The sequence below is a fragment of the Ensifer sp. ENS03 genome (assembly GCF_014852035.1).
GTDB classification, from domain to species: domain Bacteria; phylum Pseudomonadota; class Alphaproteobacteria; order Rhizobiales; family Rhizobiaceae; genus Ensifer; species Ensifer adhaerens.
On the sequence record NZ_JACVAV010000011.1, the window covers coordinates 45,228 to 64,408 of the forward strand.

A 19,181-nucleotide genomic window follows, 5' to 3' on the forward strand; every position below is an offset into this window, starting at 1 on the left:
AAATGGCTGAGGCGGCGCCGGCGCCTTCAAGGCATCGGCGCCGCCTCATGGGTAACGATCAGAGCTTGCCCGCGTCTTCGAGAATGCCGGTCGCTTTCTGAGCGGCGGCATCAAGCGCTTCCTTCGACGTCTTGTCGCCGAGGATGGCGGCCTGGAGTTCCGGATAGACGGCGTTGGAAATTTCGATCCACTCGGCCGTCTTCGGAACCGGGAAGGCATGCTTTGCGGCTTCCTGGAAAGCCTGCAGCACTTCCGTCTTGTAGGCGTCGCCCTCGGCTTGCTTGATGTTGTATTCCCAGACGGCAGTCCGGGTCGGCAACGGGCCGGCAGCCGATTCCAGCTTCTGGCTGTCCTCGTTGGTCAGCCACCAGACGAGCGAAGCGGCCGCTTCCTTGTTGGCGCAATCTTCGGTGACCGAGAAGCCATGATGGCCCGACCAGCCGGTGCGCTTGCCGGAAGAACCGGCCGGCTGCACCTTCACGCCGACATTGCCGGCGACCTTGGAGGACTTCGGGTCGTTGAAGAAGCTCGCCCAGCCAGGCCAGTCGAGGTTGAGGGCGATCGAGCCCGAGGCAAAGCCCTGGCCGAGGTCGTCCCAAAGATAGTTGGTCGTGCCCGGCGGTACGGCCTTGTCCTTGTAGAGCTTGACGAACCAGTCAAGCGCATGGACACCGGCTTCCGAGTTGAAGGCGGGGCGCCCGTCCTTGTCGAGATATTCGCCACCTTCGGCGACCAGCATTTCATAGAAGCGACCGTTGATTGCCTCTTCCTTACCGGCAAACTGCGTGCCGTAGAAATTCGGCGGGGCGGCGAAGAACTCGGCCTGATCGCTGACCTGGGCCCAGGTGTCCGGCGGCGCGAGGTCGTAACCGTATTTCGCCTTGAAGGCGGTCTTCTTGGCTTCGTCCTGGTAGAGGCTCTTCTGGTAGTAGAGCGCCGACACGTCGAACTGGGCGCGCGGCAACATCACCAGCTTGCCGTCGAGCGTCGAAGCGTCGATCAGCGCCGGCACGAATTTGGCGATCTCCTCCGGCGGCAGGAGCGCCAGGAGATCAGTGTAGATGTCGGGGTATTGCGGCGCGAAGGAGGAATGGTTCGAGCCGACGCACCAGCTGACGCCGCCAGTCGCGATGTCCGACTTGATCTCCTTGTCGAGTTCGAAGTGGTTCTTCTTCGACAGGATGTTGACCTTGGCGCCGGTCGCCTTCTCCCATTCGCCGATCCGCTCGTAGAGCTTTTCGTATTGCTGTCCACCGATCAGCTTGGCGTCGATCGTGACGCCCTCGAACTTGCCGGGCAGTTCTGCGGCATTCGCCGCTCCCCCTGCACAGGCAAGCATAACGACGCCGGCGGAGACGCCGGCAAGCAGCCTTTTCATATCCACTCCTCCCATGTTCACGCCCTCTTCCTGACGCGACGTTCTCATTTGTGAGCAACTAATTCATATACAAACAACATTTTTATGAAGCGTCAAGGGAGAACTTTCCTTTGTGGGCGCCTTCGTCTGCGTATATGGATATGAATATTCACCAAGGAGGCTTCATGGACACCGAAGAGTCAGATCGCTACCGCGCACCGGCCCTTGATAAGGGGCTCGACATTCTCGAGCTGCTCGCCAGCGTCGACGGCGGACTGACGCAGGCCGAGATTTCCAAGCGCCTGAACCGGAGTCCGAACGAGTTCTACCGCATGCTCGATCGGCTGGTGCGGCGCGGCTATGTCACGCGCATCGACGGAGATCGCTATTCGCTGACATTGAAGCTCTTCGGGTTGTCGCAACTGCATGCGCCGGTCCGCAGGCTTGCCTCCTACGCCACGCCCTTGATGCGGGATCTGGCCCAGCGCTCGAAGCAGGCAAACCACCTCGCCGTCTTCGATCGCGGCTCCGCCGTCGTCATCGCCCAGCAGGAAGCGCCTGATTATTGGGGCATTTCGATCCGGGTCGGGTCGCATATCAGCCTCTTCGACACGGGTTCCGGCCATATCCTGCTTGCCTTCCGCTCGGCCGAAGAGCGCGAAATGATGATCGCGGAACATGCCAGGAGCAAAGACGAGGTCCCGCGCGGGCCTGAGTTCTACGCGCGCCTCGATCAGATCCGCGAGCGCGGCTATGAAATGATGGCGAGCGCGCAGACAGCCGGCGTCTATAACCTCTCGGCGCCGATCCTGGGGCCTGATGGCCGCGGCATCGCGGCGCTGACCGTTCCCTATATTGCGCTCGTCAACGCGCCCTCTGCGCCAGACATCACTGAAAGCATCGCCCTTTTGCTGAAAACCGCCGAGCAACTGTCGACGTTGGCCGGTTCGGACGTGGCCTCCACAACAGATTGACGGCACTTGGGAACGGTCGTACTTCTTATCTGAATAGATCATTCTTATGTGAGAAGCCGTTCGGAGGAGGCGCGCCTTGATCATCGACACCCATCTTCACCTCATCGACAGGTCGAGGCTCGCCTATCCCTGGCTCGCCGGCGTGCCTGCCCTCGACCAGGACTTTCTCTACGCCACCTACGAGCGCGAAGCGCGGCGGCTCGGCATTACTGCCAGCCTGCACATGGAGGTCGATGTCGATCCTTTAGAGATGGAGAAGGAGACATCCGAGGTCGCGCGGCTCGCAGGCCAGGCGGATAGCCTGCTGAAGGGCGCTATTGCCGCCTGCCGACCTGAAGAGGATGGCTTTTCGGCCTATCTGGAACGCCAGGAAGCAAACGGCCTCGTCAAGGGCTTCCGCCGCGTGCTGCATGTGATGCCGGATGATCTCTCCGAAGGAGCGACTTTTCGCGACAATATCCGCCGGCTCGGCGGCCGTCGCTTCACCTTCGACCTCTGCGTCCTGCCGCACCAGATCGAAAAGGCGATTGCGCTTGCCGATCTGGCGCCCGACGTTCCGTTTATTCTCGACCATTGCGGCGTGCCCGACATTCGCGCCGGCGCCGAGCATCCCTGGCGCGAGCACATGAGCGAGATCGCCCAACGTGCGAACGTCACGGCAAAAATCTCCGGCGTCGTCGCCTATGCGGACGAGGCCTGGCAGGTCGAGACGCTGCGCCCCTATGTCGAGCACACGATCGACGTCTTTGGTTGGGATCGGGTGGTCTGGGGAAGCGATTGGCCGGTCTGCACGCTCGGCGGCAATCTTTCGACCTGGGTCGGCGCCACCCACGCGCTTCTGGAAGGCTGCAGCGCGGAGGAAAAGCGCAAGCTGCTTGCCGACAACGCGCGCCGGATCTGGAATCTCGCCTAGCAAGCCCTGCCCTAAGTCCGTTCCGGGACGCCTGGGCATCCCGGAACTCAGAAATCAGGCTGTAGCAAAACTCTCTGCAAACAGCCGATTGAGATCGTCGACGACCTTTCGCGCCGCCTCTTTGCCCGTGAGGCCGTCGTTGATGCGATCGGATGCCGCCTGCTGGAAGGCCATGTAGCCATCGTGCCGTGGGCGAACCCAGGCGCTCTCCAGCGTCTTGCGCGTCGCACGATAGAAATTGGATGTCGCGGCATTGACGGCGTCGTCATCCCAGGCGGCCGCGTGGCCGGGCTGCCCGCCTCCTGAGGCATAAGGACCGCGCTGGACGGCGCCGCTCGCAACGAAATAGGCGAAATCGATCGCCGCTTCCCGCGCCTGTGAGAAAGCCGAGACCGCAATCCCCGTTCCGCCGAGGGCCGAGCCTGCCGGACCATTGGTTCCGGCAACTGGAACATCGCCGAACGTCACGAGCGACGGCCGGAAGCCCGGCATCGCGTAGCTGACATAGCCGTAGATCAGAGGTGCACAGACAACTTTCGACGCCGGATCGCTCATTGCCTCCAGCAAGACGATCGGGTCCATGGAAAAGCAGGAGGGATCGATCAGGTCTGTCAGTTCACGCAGGCGCTCGAAGGCGTTGATGCCCCCATCCGGGTCGATCAGCGGCCCGGCGGCGTCACTGCGGCAGGGGGAACCGAGATTGCCGGCGAGCGTGTAGAAGCTCATCAGGGAATGCGGTGGGCGCATCGGCAGCGCCACCCTTCCCTGTCGCGCGAGCGCCAGCATGTCGGTCCAGCTTTCCATACGGTCCGTCAGGTCCGGGCGCCACGCCTGGACCTGGGTCGCCGCATCGATCGGAAAGGCCCATTGCCGGCCCTGCCAGGTATAGCTCGGATAGGAGCGCCCGACGCTCGCATCCTCAAGCGCCTTCCTCTCGGCTTGGCGGCCTTCCACATCGAGCGGCGCCAGGCACTTCTCCTTGGTGATTTGGCCGACATGCGGATGATCGATGACGATAAGGTCATAGGCCCGCGCCAATTCCTCGACCGGATAGGTCTCAAAATCCTGTAGCGAGCGCTTGTCCCATTCTACCGTTATGCCGGTGCGTTCCTGCCAAAGCCGCGAACAGGCGATCATCGGATCGTAGCCGCGCGGGTGGCTCCAGGTCATGCCTTTCAATGTGACGCTCACAGGCCGAACTCCTCTCGGATCGAGGTGCTATGCTCGCCGATCCGTGGTGCTGCGCGGTCCACCTGCGCACGCTTGCCGTTGACCCTGAGCGGCGAACGCGTCGTCAGGATCGAAACGTCGTCTTCGCGCACCACCGTCTGCAGCATGTCGAGCACGCGGAAGCCTTCGCTTTCGAGCAGTTCGTTCCAGTTTAGAACCCGGGCGCACCAGATGTCCGCAGGCTCAAGCACGCCAAGCCAATGGTCGATGGTGTTTTCGGCGATCCGCTTGGCGATCAGCGCCTTGATTTCGTCCCGTTCGGAGAACCAGGAAGCCGGATCGTCGCGATAGGCGTCGAGTTGTGGCATTTGCAAGAGATCGGCAAGCTTCGGGATGGGCGTCATGGCGATGGCGAGATAGCCGTCCTTGGCCGGATAGACCCCATAGGGCGCCGACAGATAGGCATGGGCGCTGCGAAAACCCGACCGGGTCGGCAGCCGGCGGCCGTCATTCAAGTGCGTCGTCAGGACTTCGAACTGGAAGTCGACGAGGGCCTCGAGCAGGCTCGTCTCGATCAGGCTGCCCTTGCCGGAAATGCCGCGACGGACGAGGGCTGCAAGGATACCTTGCGCTGCTGCGGCGCCCGCAAGCATGTCGCCGATCGCCAGACCAAAGGGCACCGGCCCTTGGCCCTCATCGCCGTTCAGCCACATGACGCCGGAGCGCGATTGCGCGAGCAGATCCTGCCCCGGCCGCTTCACCCAGGGGCCTTCCTCGCCATAGCCGCTGATCGAGGCATAAACGATCTTCGGGTTGATCGCCTTGACCGCCTCGTAGTCGAGCCCGAGCCGCTGGATGACGCCGGGACGGAAATTCTGAATCAGCACGTCGGCCTTGGCGAGCAACGTCTTCAAGGCTTTAAGATCGGCCTCGTTCTTGAGGTCGATCGCGAGGCTTTCCTTGGCGCGATTGATGGCATGAAAGATCGTCGAATCGCCGCCGATCTCGGTGTCGCTCAGATAAAGCCGGCGCGACAGGTCGCCACCGTCGGGGCGCTCGATCTTGATGACGCGCGCCCCGAGATCCATGAGGCGCAAGGAGCAGTAGGGGCCTGAGAGAAACTGGCTCATGTCGACGACGACAAGGCCAGAGAGCGGCAGTTCGTTGGTTTCGGTCATCGGTATCTTACTTCTCGGTCTTGCCGACAAAGTCGGCGGGGTTCTTGTATTTCACGGTCTGCAGGTGCTCACAGTAGAGCACCAGCTCCCCCTCGCCCTTGAAGACCTGGTAGCTGGCCCGGATAAGCCCGAGCTCCCTGTAGCGGGGCGTTTTGTCCATGTTGGTACGGATCGTGTAGATCGTTTCGCCGATGAAGACCGGCTTGATGAAGCGCAGCTTGTCATAGCCGTAGGAAAAGGCGTTCACGCAGTTGGTGGCGACCAGCCCGAGGCCTGCGGAAAAGACGAAGGCGCCGGCAACGAGACGCCTGCCGAAGATGCCCTCGCGCTCGGCAAACATCTGATCCTGCACGTAAGGATGGATGTCGACGACGAGCGTATTGAAGAGGTGGCTGTCGCTCTCGGCGATCGTGCGACGCAAGGACCTTATACGCTGGCCGACTGGCCAGTCCTCATAGAACCAGTTTTCCGCGTTCCACACGGGAAGCGCGGCGTGCTCCTCCGGCATGTCCCCGGGACGGGTCGAGGACACCCCGACAGTGGGCATGAAGTCATCCATTGGTCAGTCCCTGATGCAATAGGTCGGCAACTGCGGGTCCGTTCGACGGTTCCCGAGGGCAATGCCGCTCGATCTCCATTCGGATCCTTATATGAATAGTATGTTCACATATGGATTCCGTTTGCAACCGGCTGTGGGCTGCAAGCGCGTTCGCGGCGAGAAGCGACGCCGTAAAGACCATCATTCAAATAGAGGTTCAGCTGCTGCAGCGCGCGCGAGGTGGCGACATTCGTCAACGACGTTGACTTTTGTCAGTATAGATGAAATATGTCAGATCCATCTTGCGAAGGTTCCGCCAATGCCCATCCGAGCCACAGACCAGATCATTCACAAGGCCGCCTGGCTCTATTATACGCACGGCCTGCGCCAGGACGAAGTGGCGCAGCGGCTGGAGATATCCCGCGCCTCGATCGCCATGTATCTGCGCAAGGCCCGCGAGATGGGCATCGTCACGATCACCACGTCGACAGAACTGTTTTCGCAGGACGTGCTTGCCCGCGAGCTCGAAGACGCCACCGGGCTTACGACTGCATGGCTCGTGCCGGAAGATCGGCAGGCGATGGACCCGGCCGCCGAAATGCCCGTCGTCGCGGCCTCCGTCTTTCTCGAACTGATCAACAAGGGCGACCGGATCGGTGTTGCCTGGGGCCGCACCGTCTATCATATCGCCGACGTCATGCCCTTTGCGGACCTGCGCGGCGTCACGGTCGTGCAACTTTGCGGCAACCTCGGCGCGCCCTATTCCTACCGCCCGGATCAATGCACGACGGAAATCGCCCGCCGCCTCAATGCCGAAGGGATTAATTTTTATGCGCCGCTCGTGCTTTCCTCCGAGCGGCTCGCCGAAGAACTGCGCGGCGAACCCGTCATCAAGGAGCAGCTCGCGACCATCTCCGACTGCGGTCTGGCGCTCTATTCGGTCGGCGGCATCGAGGATGACAGCCACCTCGTCAAATGCGGCGCGCTCTCGGCTGCAGACATGCATGCGATGGGCGAAAAGGGCGCGGCCGGCGTCATTGCCGGACAGCTCATCGATCGCGACGGCCAATGGATGGATTGCGAGCACAATCGCCGCTGCATTTCGGCCGATCTCGGCTCCATCCGCACGATCAAGAAGCGCATGCTGGTCGTGCAGGAGGACAGCAAGTTCGAACCGCTGATGGCGGCCTTGAAGGGCGGCTTCGCCTCGCATCTCGTCATCACCGAGTCGATGGCACGCAAAGTCCTCGATCGCTGGAACCGCGAAGGGCTTGGCAGAAGCGGCTCAGGCGCCCCCTGAGCCTCGAATTTGGGTCCGCCGATACCGGCCGGGCCGGTTTATCGGGAGGCTGAACTTATGGAAAATCTCTGGCGCGACGACGAGGCGGAGAAGGTCGTTGCGGGCTATCAGGCCAAGGGCACCGGCCGCGATCTGGCGCTGCGGACCTATACGACGCGACTGCTTGGCGGCGAGCCGCGGCTCGTGCTGCATGGCGGCGGCAACACCTCGGTGAAAACCGAAATCACAGACCTCGTCGGGGACACGCATGCCGTGCTCTGCGTCAAGGGCAGTGGCTGGGACATGGGCACGATCGAGCCCCCCGGCCTGCCAGCCGTCAAGATCGCCCCCCTGCTCAAGAGCCGCAAGCTCGAAAGGCTTTCGGACGAGTGCATGGTGACGCTGTTGCGCGCCAACCTCATCGACCCGGCCTCGCCGAACCCGTCCGTGGAGGCGCTGCTGCACGCCTTCCTGCCACACAAGTTCGTCGACCACACCCATTCTACCGCCATTCTTGCCATCGCCGATCAGGCCAAGAGCCGGGAGATGTGCGCCGAGCTTTTCGGCAGGAAGATGGGCTTCGTGCCCTACATCATGCCGGGCTTCGCGCTGGCGAAGGCTGCGGCGGACGTGTTCGATCAGGATCCGACAGTCGAGGGGCTGATCCTCGACAAGCACGGAATCTTCACCTTCGCCGACACGGCGAAGGAAGCCTATGATCGGATGATCCGCTATGTCACGCTCGCCGAAGAGCATGTGAAAGCGAAGGGGCACAATCCGTTTACGCCCGCCGCCCTGCCCGCAGTGCTTGCAAGCCCTGCCGATATCGCGCCAATGCTGCGCGGCGCCGTTGCCGTCGACAAGGGCGAAGGCCGTTTTGACCGCATGGTCAGTGTGTTCCGCACCTCGCCCGATATCCTCGACTTCGTCAATGCGCAGCAGGTTGAGGAGATGGCAGCCAGGGGCGTTTCGACGCCCGATCTTTCCATCCGCATCAAGACCGGCCCGTTGGTGCTTCCGGCGCCGGCTAAAGATGATCTCTCGGGCTACCGGGCCGTGATCGACGCGCGGGTCACCGCCTTTGCCGCCGACTACACCGGGTATTTCCACAGCAACGACGCACGAGACGACGTCAAGCGCATCATGCTCGATCCCATGCCGCGCCTGACGCTGGTGCCCGGGCTCGGCATGTTCGGCCATGGCCGCACCTACAAGGACGCGACGATCGCCGTCGATGTCGGCGAGATGTGGATCGAAGCTGCGCGCGACGCAGAATCCGTTGGCCGCTTCGAGCCGGTCAGCCGGCCGGATCTCTTCGATCTCGAATACTGGTCGCTGGAACAGGCGAAACTCGCAGGCGCCAAGCCGAAGCCGTTTACCGGCCAGGTCGCGCTCGTCACCGGCGGCGCCGGCGCCATCGGCGCTGCCATCGTCAAGGCTTTCGTCGCCGAGGGCGCCCATGCCGTCGTGCTCGATCTCGATGGCGACAAAGCAAGCGCAGTGGCGAAGGCGGCCGGCAACAACTCGATTGGCATCGCCTGCGACATCACCGATCCCGCTTCGGTGCGCGCCGCCTTCGACCGGGTGGTCGCGACCTTCGGCGGCGTCGATATCGTCGTCTCCAATGCGGGCGCCGCCTGGGAAAGCCCGATTGCGACGATGGACGACGCCCTGCTGCGCCGTAGCTTCGAGCTGAATTTCTTCGCGCATCAGACGGTTGCGCAGAATGCCGTTCGCATCATGAAGGAACAGAAGACCGGCGGAGTGCTGCTCTTCAACGCCTCCAAGCAGGCAGTCAACCCGGGCGCGAAGTTCGGCGCCTACGGATTGCCGAAAGCGGCGACGCTGTTTCTGTCGCGGCAATATGCGCTTGAGCATGGTGCCGACCATATCCGCGTCAATGCCGTCAACGCCGATCGCATCCGCTCGGGCCTGCTCAACGACGAGATGATCGCCAATCGTGCAGCCGCCCGCGGCCTTTCGGTCAAGGACTACATGGGCGGAAACCTGCTCGGTCTCGAAGTGACGGCCGAGGACGTAGCGCGCGCCTTCGTGCACCACGCGCTCGCAGAACGAACCACCGCGGATGTGACGACTGTGGATGGCGGCAACATCGCAGCGGCGATGCGCTGAGCGCTTCCGTCTAAGCGTAAAAACGTGCCACACTGCAGTCTCCCGCCAGAGTTGTTCGGATGGAGACGAAATGGTCGATCGATGGCCCGCAGATGCCGCGTTTCAAATGGGTGACTATGCCGCCAAGAAAGGCCGCGCCTCATGGCGCGGCAAGATCGTCGGCTGGTATCGCACAGACCTGACCAGCCTCGGCTACGCGATCGAAAGCCATTTCGAGCCGGGCTCCGTGCAGATCTATCCCGAGACGGCGATCGAAGCCTGGGTGCCGCCAAAGGCGGAAAGCGAATTAGAGTAATAAGGACAAAAAAAGGGGCGGTCTGATCGACCGCCCCTTTCGTTTCGCCTTGGGAGATTAAGGCTTCGGCATCCATGCGGGCATGGCAACATCTGCATGGGCGAACTGCGGCAGCTTCACGCCGAGCTCTTCCATGTTCTTGATGTCCTGATCGTTCAGGTCCTTCTGGGTGATCAGCGTCGGCGGTACGACCACCTGGCGGCCCGGGTCTTCGCCGGCAAGCAGCATGGCGAGCGAGCGGACCGAGACCTGGCCGACGACGGCAGGGTTGGTGGCGGCCGTCGCCGTCCAGGCCGAGCCCGTTTCGCGCATGGCGGCGATGTCGGACGTCGAAATGTCGGCCGAGTAGATCTTGACGCTGGAAGACAGGCCCGCTTCGTCGACGGCGATCTTCACGCCCTTGGCGAACTCGTCATAGGGCGCGAACATCACGGTAATGTCGGGCTTGGCCGAAATCACCGCGCGGGCCTGGTTGGCTACCGAGTTGGCGATCGGGTTGTCCATCGTTCCGAATTGCGCGGCTTCCTCGATGCCGGAGTACTTCGCCTTGAATTCCTTCCAGGTCTCGTCGCGGCGGTCGAGCGGCGCGATGCCGGCGACATAGACGTAGCCTGCCTTGAAGCTTTCGCCATTGTCCTTGACGGCCTGCTCGAGCGCGAGGCGGGCGAGGTCGCAGTCGGACTGCTCGATCTGCGGGATCTTCTCGTTCTCGACGTTTACGTCGAAGGCGACGACCTTGATGCCGGCGTCAACCGCGCGCTGGGCAGCTTCCTTCATCGATTCGGTCAGGCCGTGCTGGATGATGATGCCCTGCACGCCAAGCGCGATCGCCTGGTCGACCATGTCGGCCTGGAGCGCTGCATCCTGGCGGCTGTCGAAGACCTGAAGCTGCACGCCGAGCGCCTTGGACTGCGCCTCTACGCCTGCGAGATAGGACTGGAAGAAGTCGCCGGTCGAAAGGTAGCGCACAAGCGCGATCTTGACATCGCCGGCCTTGTCGAACGGCTTTGGCATGTCGGCTGCAAAGGACGGCACGCCGAAGGCGGCTGCCCCCATCAACCCAAGCGTCAAGCGGCCCAGGCTTCTGCGAGTCATGTTCATGTCAGTCTCCTCCACTGGTGAACTTTTTGTTTTCCGCTGAAGGGCACCCCTTCAGCGTTTGCCTCTTTTCGAGAGCGCAAAGGTGAAGATCAGGGCAGCGACGAGCACGGCGCCCTTGATGAAATCCTGGGTGTAATAGGGCGCGTTCATCATCGTCAGGCCCTGCAACAGGATGCCGACGAAGAGCGCGCCGATCGCCGTGCCGAAAGCGTTCGGCTTGGCGGCGCCGAGCACGGCAAAACCGATCAGCGCTGCGGCAACCGCATCGAGCAGCAGGTTGTTGCCCGACGCGATGTCTCCGCGACCAAGACGGGCGGCAAGCAGGATGCCGCCGATCGAGGCGAAGACGCCGGAAATGATATAGGCCGAAATCTTGTAGGCATTGACCGGCGCACCGGCGAGGCCGGCTGCCCGCTCGTTGGAGCCGACGGCATACATCATGCGGCCGAAGCGGGTGTATTCGAGGAAGAACCAGATGACGATCGCCAGCACGATCAGCACCACGACCGAAACCGGCACGAGGTTGGGCAGGACGAAATCGAAGCGGTGGCGGCCGAGTGCAAGGAAGGCCGGGCTGAAAGTGCCGCCGGCGACCGAACCGTCGGGCAGCGTCATGCCTGTGGCAATCGACCGGCCCTCCGTCGGGATGCGCTGGAGGCCGAGCAGGAGGAACATCATGCCGAGTGTCGCCAGCAGATCAGGCACGCGCATGTAGACGATAATGACGCCGTTGACGAAACCGACCAGGACACCGATGGCAAGGCACACGAGCGTCGCCGTCAGTGCGTCGCCGCCCATCACCACCATCACATAGGACGAGGCCATCATCGCCGTCGTCGCGACCGAGCCGATCGAAAGATCGAAGCCGCCGACGACAAGCGTGGCCGTCACGCCCAGCGCCAGGATGCCGGTAATCGACACCGACTGCAGGATGAAGACCGCACTCTGCGGTGAGGCGAAGCCGCCGGTCACGCGCGAGAAATAGAGGACCATCCCGGCGAGAAGCACGAGGAAGCCGTATTTGATGGCCGCCTCGCGAATTCCCGATGCGCTCGAAGGGACTGCAACCGGTGCTGCGGAATTGCTCTGTTCACTGCTCATGACGCATGGACCTGTTGATAGAATTGACCGGCGATTTCCGACAGGAGCCGCTCGACATCGATGTCGGCATTGCGGTGCTCGCCGACGATGGTCTGTTCCGACATCACGAGGATGCGGTCGGCGACTTCGAAGGCTTCGTCGAGTTCGGTCACGAAGAGGATCGTGGCGCGGCCCGCGGCCGAGGCGCGCAGCTTCTCGCCGATGTCGCGGCGTGCGGCGATGTCGACGCCCTGGAACGGTTCGTCGAGGATGAGCAGGCGCGACGGCTCGGAAAGCCAGCGCCCGACCATCACCTTCTGCTGGTTCCCGCCCGAAAGCGTCTGCAACTCGTCGCGCTCGCTGCGGCAGACGACACCGAGGGCGGCGATCTGCTGGCGTGCCTTGGTCTTTTCCGCCCGCCGGCTCGATATGCCGAAGCGCGAGAGCCGGCTCAGGAACGGCAGGCTGATATTTTCGTAGATGTTGAAGTCGGGCACGATGCCGCTTTCGGCGCGGTCCTTGGCGACGAGGAAGACGCCGCGGGCGATAGCCCTTCCGGTGCTTGCCGGCGCGTAACGCGCGCCGTCGAGCGTCATCTCACCGGCAAACGGAGCGCGCGCGCCAAACAGGGTTTCGGCAAGCGCGGTCTTGCCGACGCCGACGAGCCCGGTGACGGCGACGATTTCCCCGTCACGGAGCGTGAAATCGAAGGGGCGCGCCTGTTCCGACAACTTCAGGCCGCTGACCGCAAAGACCGGAGCGCCGCCGGTGCGCAGATCAACGGCGCCAGCCAAGACCTTGCGACCGAGCATGGCGTTGACCGCACCCTCATAGTCCAGTTCCGGCCCTTCGAAGCGGCCACTGATGCGGCCATCACGCAGCGCCACGATGCTATCGGCCAGCCGGCGAATATCCGACATGCGATGGGAGATATAGAGAATGGCGACGCCGCGCGCCTTCAGCCGATCGACGAGATCGAAAAGCCGGTCGGCCTCCGCGCTCGACAGCGACGAGGTCGGTTCGTCAAGGATCAGCACCTTCGGCTCATGCGCCATGGCACGGGCGATCGCCACCATCTGCCGGTCGGCAAGCGTCAGGTCGTTGATATTGGCGGCAAGATCGATCGCAAGCCCCATGCGCGAGGCGACCGCGGCGGCCTCTCGGCGCACCCGACGCGGGTTGAAGAACAGCCGCGCACCGCGCCCGTTCAAGCGGTCGAGCGTTAGATTGGTGGCGACGTCGAGATCGGCGACCACCCCGTCATTGATGTTCTGATGCACGGTGACAACGCCGGCGCGGATCGCCTCGGCCGGGGCCGTCGGCTCGAAGGGCATGCCGGCGAGCGTGATCGTGCCGGCGTCGCGCGTGTAAACGCCGCTCAGGATCCGCACGAGCGTGGATTTGCCGGCGCCATTGGCGCCCATCAGAACGGTAACCGCCCCAGCCTTGAGATCGAGATCCACCCCTCGAAGAACCGGTACCGGCCCGAAGGATTTGCGCACGCCCTCAATGCGAAACACTGCCTGTTCGCTCATTCTCTCCTCCCGATGAAGGCAGGTTAGGATAGGCTTCCGTCAAATGTCAAGGCCATTGACATTTGCTAGAATGCCGCCTTAGTTGTGACCACACACGGCATGGCTGCGAGCGGTGGAGGCCCGCGCCATGCGTTGGAGGAGAACGATATGGACAAGCAGGTCTTCGAGGCGCTGAGCGCTGCGACGTTGCCGGAAAAACTCGGCGGCAACACCGTCCTGAGAGAAAAAATCGGGCCGGACTTTTCGCGCTGGAGCGTTAAGGAAGTCGGCGACGGCAACCTCAATCTGGTCTTCATCGTCTCCGCGACAGGGGCGCTGCCATCGTCAAGCAGGCGCTGCCCTATGTGCGCCTTGTCGGCGAAAGCTGGCCGCTGCCGCTGAAGCGCTCCTATTTCGAATATCATGCCCTGAAGCGCCAGGCAGCGCGTGACCCCGGTCTCGTGCCGGAGATCTATTTCTTCGACGAATCCCAGGCGCTCATCGTCATGGAGTTCCTGACGCCGCACGTCATTTTGAGGCGCGCGCTGATCGACGGGCGGCAACTACCGAAAATCGGGCGTGACCTCGGCCTCTTCGTCGCCCGCACGCTCTTTCGCGGCTCCGACCTCTCCATGGCCACGCGAGAAAAGAAGACGGACCTCGCGCTTTTCGCCGACAATATCGAGCTTTGCGACATCACCGAAAACCTGGTGTTTTCCGATCCCTATTTCGAGGCCGAGCTCAATCGTCATACCACGCCCCAGCTCGATCCGATCGTGGCCGAGCTTCGCGCCGACCGCGACCTCAAGGTCGAAGCACAGCGGCTGAAACATCTGTTCTCGGCAAAAGCCGAAACGCTCTGCCATGGCGATCTGCATACCGGTTCTGTTATGGTGACCGACGACGAGACCCGCGTCATCGACCCGGAGTTCGCGTTCTACGGACCGATCAGCTTCGACGTCGGCATGCTGCTTGCCAATTTCTGGATGAGCTATTTTTCGCAGAGCGGACACGAAAACGCGCCCAGTGCCCGAGATGGCATGCGCACCTATCTGCTCGATACGGTCGAAGTCATCTGGGAAACCTTCCGCACCGAATTCGCCCATCTCTGGCGCACGGAGCGTAACGGCATTCTCTATCAGGCAAGCCTCTTTGAGGCGCGCAACGATCCGTTCGGCGCCGAACAGGCGCTCGATATCGTCATCGACGAGATCTGGCGCGAGATGTTGGGCTTTGCCGGCGTCGAGATGCACCGCCGCATCCTGGGGCTCGCCCACAACGCCGACTTCGAAACCATTGTCGACCCCGATCGCCGTGCTGCCTGCGAAACCAGGGCGCTGAAGCTCGGGCGTCACCTCGCCGTCAACCGGCATCATATCCACAGCCTCAAGGACATCCGCGCACTCGCGGAGCGCCTTCAGAAGGAGACATCAGCGTGAAAGTCGGAGAACGCCACTACCATACGATCTGGCTCAACGAGGACGGACGCTCCGTCGATATCATCGACCAACGCTGGTTGCCGCACGAGTTCCGCGTCGTGACGCTGAAAACGGTCGCCGATGTCGCCGTCGCCATCCGCGACATGTGGGTGCGCGGCGCACCGCTGATCGGCGTCACGGCCGCCTACGGTGTTGCGATTGCGATGGCCAAGGACCCGTCGAACGCCCATCTCGACGCCGTCTGGGAGGAACTCAACGAAACACGCCCGACCGCCATCAATCTGCGCTGGGCGCTGAACGCCATGCGCGACCATCTGCGCCCCTTGCCGGAAGGCGGGCGTGCCAAGGCGGCCTATGATCGTGCCGCCGAGATCGCGGCCGAAGATGTCGAACTCAATCGCGCCATTGGCGCAAACGGCCTGAAGGTCATCCGCGAGATTGCTGCGAAGAAGGCGCCGGGTGAACCCGTGCGCATCCTCACCCATTGCAACGCCGGCTGGCTTGCGACCGTCGACTATGGCACTGCGACTGCACCCATCTACATGGCTGTCGAGGAAGGCATTCCGGTGCATGTCTATGTCGACGAAACACGCCCGCGCAATCAGGGCGCCTATCTCACCGCCTGGGAAATGAACGGCCACGGTGTGCCGCACACGCTGATCGTCGACAATGCCGGCGGGCACCTGATGCAGCACGGCGATGTCGATATGGTCATTGTCGGCACGGACCGGACGACGGCCAATGGCGATGTCTGCAACAAGATCGGCACCTATCTGAAGGCGCTAGCTGCGCGCGACAATGGCGTCCCCTTCTATGTCGCCCTTCCCTCGCCGACGATCGACTGGACGGTCCGCGACGGGATCAAGGAAATCCCGATCGAGGAGCGAACCGCCGACGAGGTGAGCTTCGTCCAGGGGCGCGCCAGCGACGGCTCGATTGCCAGCGTGCGCATTTCGCCGGAGGGCAGCCCTGCCGCCAATCCGGCCTTCGACGTCACGCCCGCCCGACTCATCACCGGCCTGATCACCGAGCGCGGCATCGCAACACCATCGCCCGAAGGCCTCAAGGCGCTTTTCCCAGAACGGAGCTGAGACGATGACACTCACGAACCGGGTTTCAACGGAAGAGATCGCGCTCGGCATCCGCCGACGGGTGTTCTTCCACACGATGAAGAACAATGGCGGTTACCTCAGCCAGGCCTGCTCGGCTGCCGAAAGCCTTGCGCTGCTCTATAACGAGCTTCTGACGCTCGGCGAGCCGACGTTGCCGAAGGTGCCGCTGCCGTTTCGCGGTGTTCCTTCGGCGCACAATCCGGACGCCTTTACCGGCGCCGGGTATCACGGACCGGTTGGGCCGGCGTTCGACCGTTTCTTCATCTCGCCCGCCCACTATGCGCTCGTCATCTATTCGGCGCTGATCGAGATGGGGCGCATGGACGAGCACGCGCTCGATCACTTCAACAAGGACGGCGGTTCGGTCGAGATGATCGGCGCCGAGCACAGCCCCGGCATGGAAGTGACCACGGGCTCGCTGGCGCAGGGTCTCTCCATGGCCTCGGGCGTCGCCTGGGCGCGGCTGCAGAAGAAGGAGCCGGGCAAGGTCTGGGTCTACATGTCGGACGGCGAGTTCCAGGAAGGCCAGACCTGGGAATGCCTTGCGGCGATGAGCTACCACGGCATCGACAACATCCGCATCGTCGTCGACGTGAACCGCCAGCAATGCGACGGCGCCATGTCGTCGGTGCTCGACCTTGGCAATCTCGCCGCCCGGGTAAGCGCCTTCGGCGTCACCTGCCGGTCGGTCGACGGCCACGACCTGGAAGCGCTCAGGGCTGCGGCCGGAAGCGCCGAGCCCGGCAAGCCGCTGGTCATCCTCGCCAACACCTCGCCCTACCAGGGCATGGAGTTCCTCAAAAAGCGTTTCCCGCGACTTCATTACGTTCGCTTCAAGAGCGCGGAAGAACGGCTTGAAATGCAGGCCGCACTTGCGGCCGAACTCGGCGTCGACGTCGAAGCTATGAAAGGGGCCTGAACATGGTCGAGATCGTCAATCGTCCCTACGCCAAGGCATTCGAGACCTTCGCGACCGCGCGACCCGAAGTCCTCTGCCTTTCCGCCGACCTGACCTCGTCCTGCGAGGTCGACGGCTTCCGCGACCGGCATCCGCAGCAGTTCCTCTCGCTCGGCATGGCCGAGCAGAATATGTTGTCCTTTGCCGGCGGGCTGGCGATGGAAGGCTACCGGCCGTTCATTCACACCTTCTCGGTCTTCCTCTATCGCCGCCCCTATGATCAGTTGATCAACTCCATCGCCTATTCCAATCGCAAGGTGCGACTGATGGGCTTCCTGCCCGGTATCACCACGCCCGGCGGCATCACCCACCAGGCGATCGAGGACATTGCCGTTCTGCGCGCTGTACCGAACATGACGATCCTCGAGACCGGTGACGCGACCGAGGTGGAGACCGTACTCGAAGTGGCCGACAGCATCGATGGCCCCGTCTATGTGCGCGTGCTTCGCGGCGAGGTCCCGCGTCTCTTCTCCACGCCTTTCGCGTTCAACAAGCTGCGGGTTCTGTCCGAGGGCGACGACATTCTCGTCGTTTCCTCAGGCGTCTGCACCGAGGAAGCACTGCGCGCCACCCAACCGCTTCAGGCACGCGGCATCGGCATCACCCATCTGCACGCCTCGACCCTGAAACCCTTCGATCGCGAAGGCCTTTTGAAGGCCGCGCGGGGCAAGAGGGGGATCGTCACGCTGGAAAACCACACCATCGTCGGTGGCCTCGGCTCGCTCGTGGCGGAAATTCTGGCCGAAGAAGGCCTCGGCATTCGCCTGAAGCGGCTGGGCCTCAACGACACCTTCGCCCATGGCGCGTCCAAGCCCTACCTCATGAAGAAGTATGGCCTCGACGCCGGCGCGCTCGTTGGCGCCATCAGCGAATTGGTCGGCAAGCCTCTGGAGATTGGCGAGGACGAATTGACGGAGGTCCGCATCGACCACGTGCATTCGGCTCAGAAGGCGGAGGCGCTCTAGTGGCTCCGCGTTTCACCGTCACCTACTACGTGCAGGCCGCTGACGCCGACGAGGCTAAGGCGCGCGCACTCGATATCGCTCTGGAGCAGACCGTCGAAATTCCGCGCAGCGCCGTTCCCAAGGGCTACGTCGAGGATGAAATCCTCGGCAAGCTGGAAGACCTGAAGCCGGATCCGGTCGGCCGGCCGGGTTTTCTCGCCTCGATCTCCTATTCCGACGACGATGTCGGCGGCGACTTTCTGCAGCTCTTGAACGTCATCTTCGGCAACAGCTCCATCAAGCCCGGCCTGAAGGTCGAGGATATCGGTCTTTCGCCGGGTATCCTTGGGCTTTGCACAGGACCCCGCCACGGCATTGCCGGGCTTCGCGCCCGCGCCGGCGTGGGCGAAAGCCCTCTGTTGATGTCGGCGATCAAGCCCGTCGGGCTTTCGACATCCGAACTTGCGAGCCGCGCCCATGATTTCGCGCTTGGCGGCATGCACTTCGTCAAGGACGACCATGGTCTCGTCGATCAGGTGACGTCGCCTTTTGCCGAACGCTTGAAGGCCTGCATCGAGGCCGTCGGCGAGGCCAATGCCAAAACCGGCAGCAGGACAAGCTTCGTGCCGAATGTCACCGGGCCGGCTTCGGCCGTGCTTGACCGGGCGAAGGAAGCGCAGGCCGCCGGTGCGGGCGCCGTGATGCTGGCCCCGGCATTGACCGGCTATGATGTCGTGCGCACACTTGCGGCCGATCCCGACTTCAGCTTGCCGATCGTTTCGCACCCGGCCTTCTCCGGCGCAAATGTGGTTTCTGCCGATTGCGGCTTCTCGCACCGTTCGTTCTTCGGCACGCTCCATCGCCTGATGGGCGCGGATGCGGTGATCTACCCGAACTTCGGAGGCCGCTTCGGTTTCACGCGAGAGGAATGCCTGTCGATTGCTCGGGCCTGCGCGGCCGACATGAGCGGGCCGAAGGCGATCGTCGCTGCACCCGGTGGCGGCATGACCTTCGAGCGCGTTCCCGAGATGCGTGAGGCCTACGGCAACGACGTCATGTATCTGATCGGCGGCGCCCTGCTTCAGCAACCGAACCTCGTGGACGCCTGCCGCCGCCTGGTCGCCGCGGTCCATAGCTAGACGCACTCGCCATGGGTCGAGCCGGGATGGTGCAGCCCTCGTATTCCCGTAGGCGAA

Annotated in this window: 16 protein-coding genes and 1 pseudogene; 10 read left to right on the top strand and 7 right to left on the bottom strand. The window is 62.9% G+C overall.

Features of this window, described 5'->3' with window-relative positions; translation table 11 throughout:
* Positions 1–58: 58 nt before the first annotated feature.
* Positions 59–1,378 (bottom strand): extracellular solute-binding protein, encoded by a 1,320-nt coding sequence (locus IB263_RS28590; protein ID WP_034796434.1) that lies wholly within the window; start codon positions 1,376–1,378, stop codon positions 59–61.
* A 164-nt stretch (positions 1,379–1,542) separates the two neighbouring features.
* Here IB263_RS28590 and IB263_RS28595 point away from each other — a divergent pair, with 164 nt between their 5' ends.
* Positions 1,543–2,331 (top strand): IclR family transcriptional regulator, encoded by a 789-nt coding sequence (locus tag IB263_RS28595; protein ID WP_034796531.1) that lies wholly within the window; start codon positions 1,543–1,545, stop codon positions 2,329–2,331.
* 76 nt (positions 2,332–2,407) lie between these two features.
* A complete protein-coding gene (locus IB263_RS28600) occupies positions 2,408–3,244 on the top strand; it encodes an amidohydrolase (protein ID WP_112985054.1) in 837 nt (278 codons plus the stop codon).
* Positions 3,245–3,298: 54 nt separating this feature from the next.
* Here IB263_RS28600 and IB263_RS28605 read toward each other — a convergent pair whose 3' ends face one another.
* From IB263_RS28605 to IB263_RS28615, 3 genes are read right to left on the bottom strand one after another with little or no spacing between them, the layout of a single operon-like run.
* A complete protein-coding gene (locus IB263_RS28605; protein ID WP_112985053.1) occupies positions 3,299–4,435 on the bottom strand; it encodes an extracellular solute-binding protein in 1,137 nt (378 codons plus the stop codon).
* Positions 4,432–5,592 carry a CaiB/BaiF CoA-transferase family protein gene (locus IB263_RS28610; RefSeq protein WP_060603754.1) on the bottom strand — a complete coding sequence of 387 codons (1,161 nt, stop codon included), beginning with the start codon at positions 5,590–5,592 and terminating at the stop codon, positions 4,432–4,434. The genes IB263_RS28605 and IB263_RS28610 overlap by 4 nt, the downstream gene beginning before the upstream one ends.
* 7 nt (positions 5,593–5,599) lie before the next feature.
* Complete coding sequence (locus IB263_RS28615) at positions 5,600–6,151, bottom strand: MaoC family dehydratase (protein WP_034796442.1); 552 nt, start codon at positions 6,149–6,151, stop codon at positions 5,600–5,602.
* Between the two features lie 298 nt (positions 6,152–6,449).
* Between IB263_RS28615 and IB263_RS28620 the strand changes: the two genes are divergently transcribed.
* From IB263_RS28620 to IB263_RS28630, 3 genes are all read left to right on the top strand, one after another.
* Positions 6,450–7,430: a sugar-binding transcriptional regulator gene (locus IB263_RS28620; protein ID WP_034796445.1), complete on the top strand. Its 981-nt coding sequence runs from the start codon at positions 6,450–6,452 to the stop codon at positions 7,428–7,430.
* A 57-nt stretch (positions 7,431–7,487) separates the two neighbouring features.
* A complete protein-coding gene (locus tag IB263_RS28625) occupies positions 7,488–9,542 on the top strand; it encodes a bifunctional aldolase/short-chain dehydrogenase (protein ID WP_110819241.1) in 2,055 nt (684 codons plus the stop codon).
* A gap of 70 nt (positions 9,543–9,612) precedes the next feature.
* A complete protein-coding gene (locus tag IB263_RS28630) occupies positions 9,613–9,837 on the top strand; it encodes a hypothetical protein (protein ID WP_034796449.1) in 225 nt (74 codons plus the stop codon).
* A gap of 57 nt (positions 9,838–9,894) precedes the next feature.
* Here the strand turns inward: IB263_RS28630 and IB263_RS28635 are convergent, their stop codons facing one another.
* From IB263_RS28635 to IB263_RS28645, 3 genes are read right to left on the bottom strand one after another with little or no spacing between them, the layout of a single operon-like run.
* The gene (locus tag IB263_RS28635) at positions 9,895–10,938 is read right to left on the bottom strand and encodes a substrate-binding domain-containing protein (RefSeq protein WP_192439346.1); all 1,044 of its coding nucleotides are present in this window, start codon (positions 10,936–10,938) and stop codon (positions 9,895–9,897) included.
* Positions 10,939–10,989: 51 nt separating this feature from the next.
* Complete coding sequence (locus IB263_RS28640; protein ID WP_192439347.1) at positions 10,990–12,039, bottom strand: ABC transporter permease; 1,050 nt, start codon at positions 12,037–12,039, stop codon at positions 10,990–10,992.
* A complete protein-coding gene (locus tag IB263_RS28645) occupies positions 12,036–13,553 on the bottom strand; it encodes a sugar ABC transporter ATP-binding protein (RefSeq protein ID WP_112985051.1) in 1,518 nt (505 codons plus the stop codon). The genes IB263_RS28640 and IB263_RS28645 overlap by 4 nt, the downstream gene beginning before the upstream one ends.
* Before the next feature lie 147 nt (positions 13,554–13,700).
* Here IB263_RS28645 and mtnK point away from each other — a divergent pair.
* From mtnK to IB263_RS34280, 5 genes and pseudogenes are all read left to right on the top strand, one after another.
* Positions 13,701–14,971: pseudogene (gene mtnK / locus IB263_RS28650) on the top strand (S-methyl-5-thioribose kinase).
* Positions 14,968–16,062 carry an S-methyl-5-thioribose-1-phosphate isomerase gene (gene mtnA / locus IB263_RS28655; protein WP_034796457.1) on the top strand — a complete coding sequence of 365 codons (1,095 nt, stop codon included), beginning with the start codon at positions 14,968–14,970 and terminating at the stop codon, positions 16,060–16,062. Before mtnK ends, mtnA begins: the two are co-directional and overlap by 4 nt.
* A 4-nt stretch (positions 16,063–16,066) precedes the next feature.
* Entirely contained in the window at positions 16,067–17,002 is a 936-nt protein-coding gene (locus IB263_RS28660) for a transketolase (RefSeq protein WP_192439348.1), read from the top strand.
* A gap of 2 nt (positions 17,003–17,004) precedes the next feature.
* A complete protein-coding gene (locus IB263_RS28665; protein WP_034796462.1) occupies positions 17,005–18,006 on the top strand; it encodes a transketolase family protein in 1,002 nt (333 codons plus the stop codon).
* Positions 18,006–19,124, top strand: coding sequence for a RuBisCO large subunit C-terminal-like domain-containing protein (locus IB263_RS34280; RefSeq protein ID WP_112985049.1), 1,119 nt, complete (start codon positions 18,006–18,008; stop codon positions 19,122–19,124). The genes IB263_RS28665 and IB263_RS34280 overlap by 1 nt, the downstream gene beginning before the upstream one ends.
* Positions 19,125–19,181: the final 57 nt, after the last annotated feature.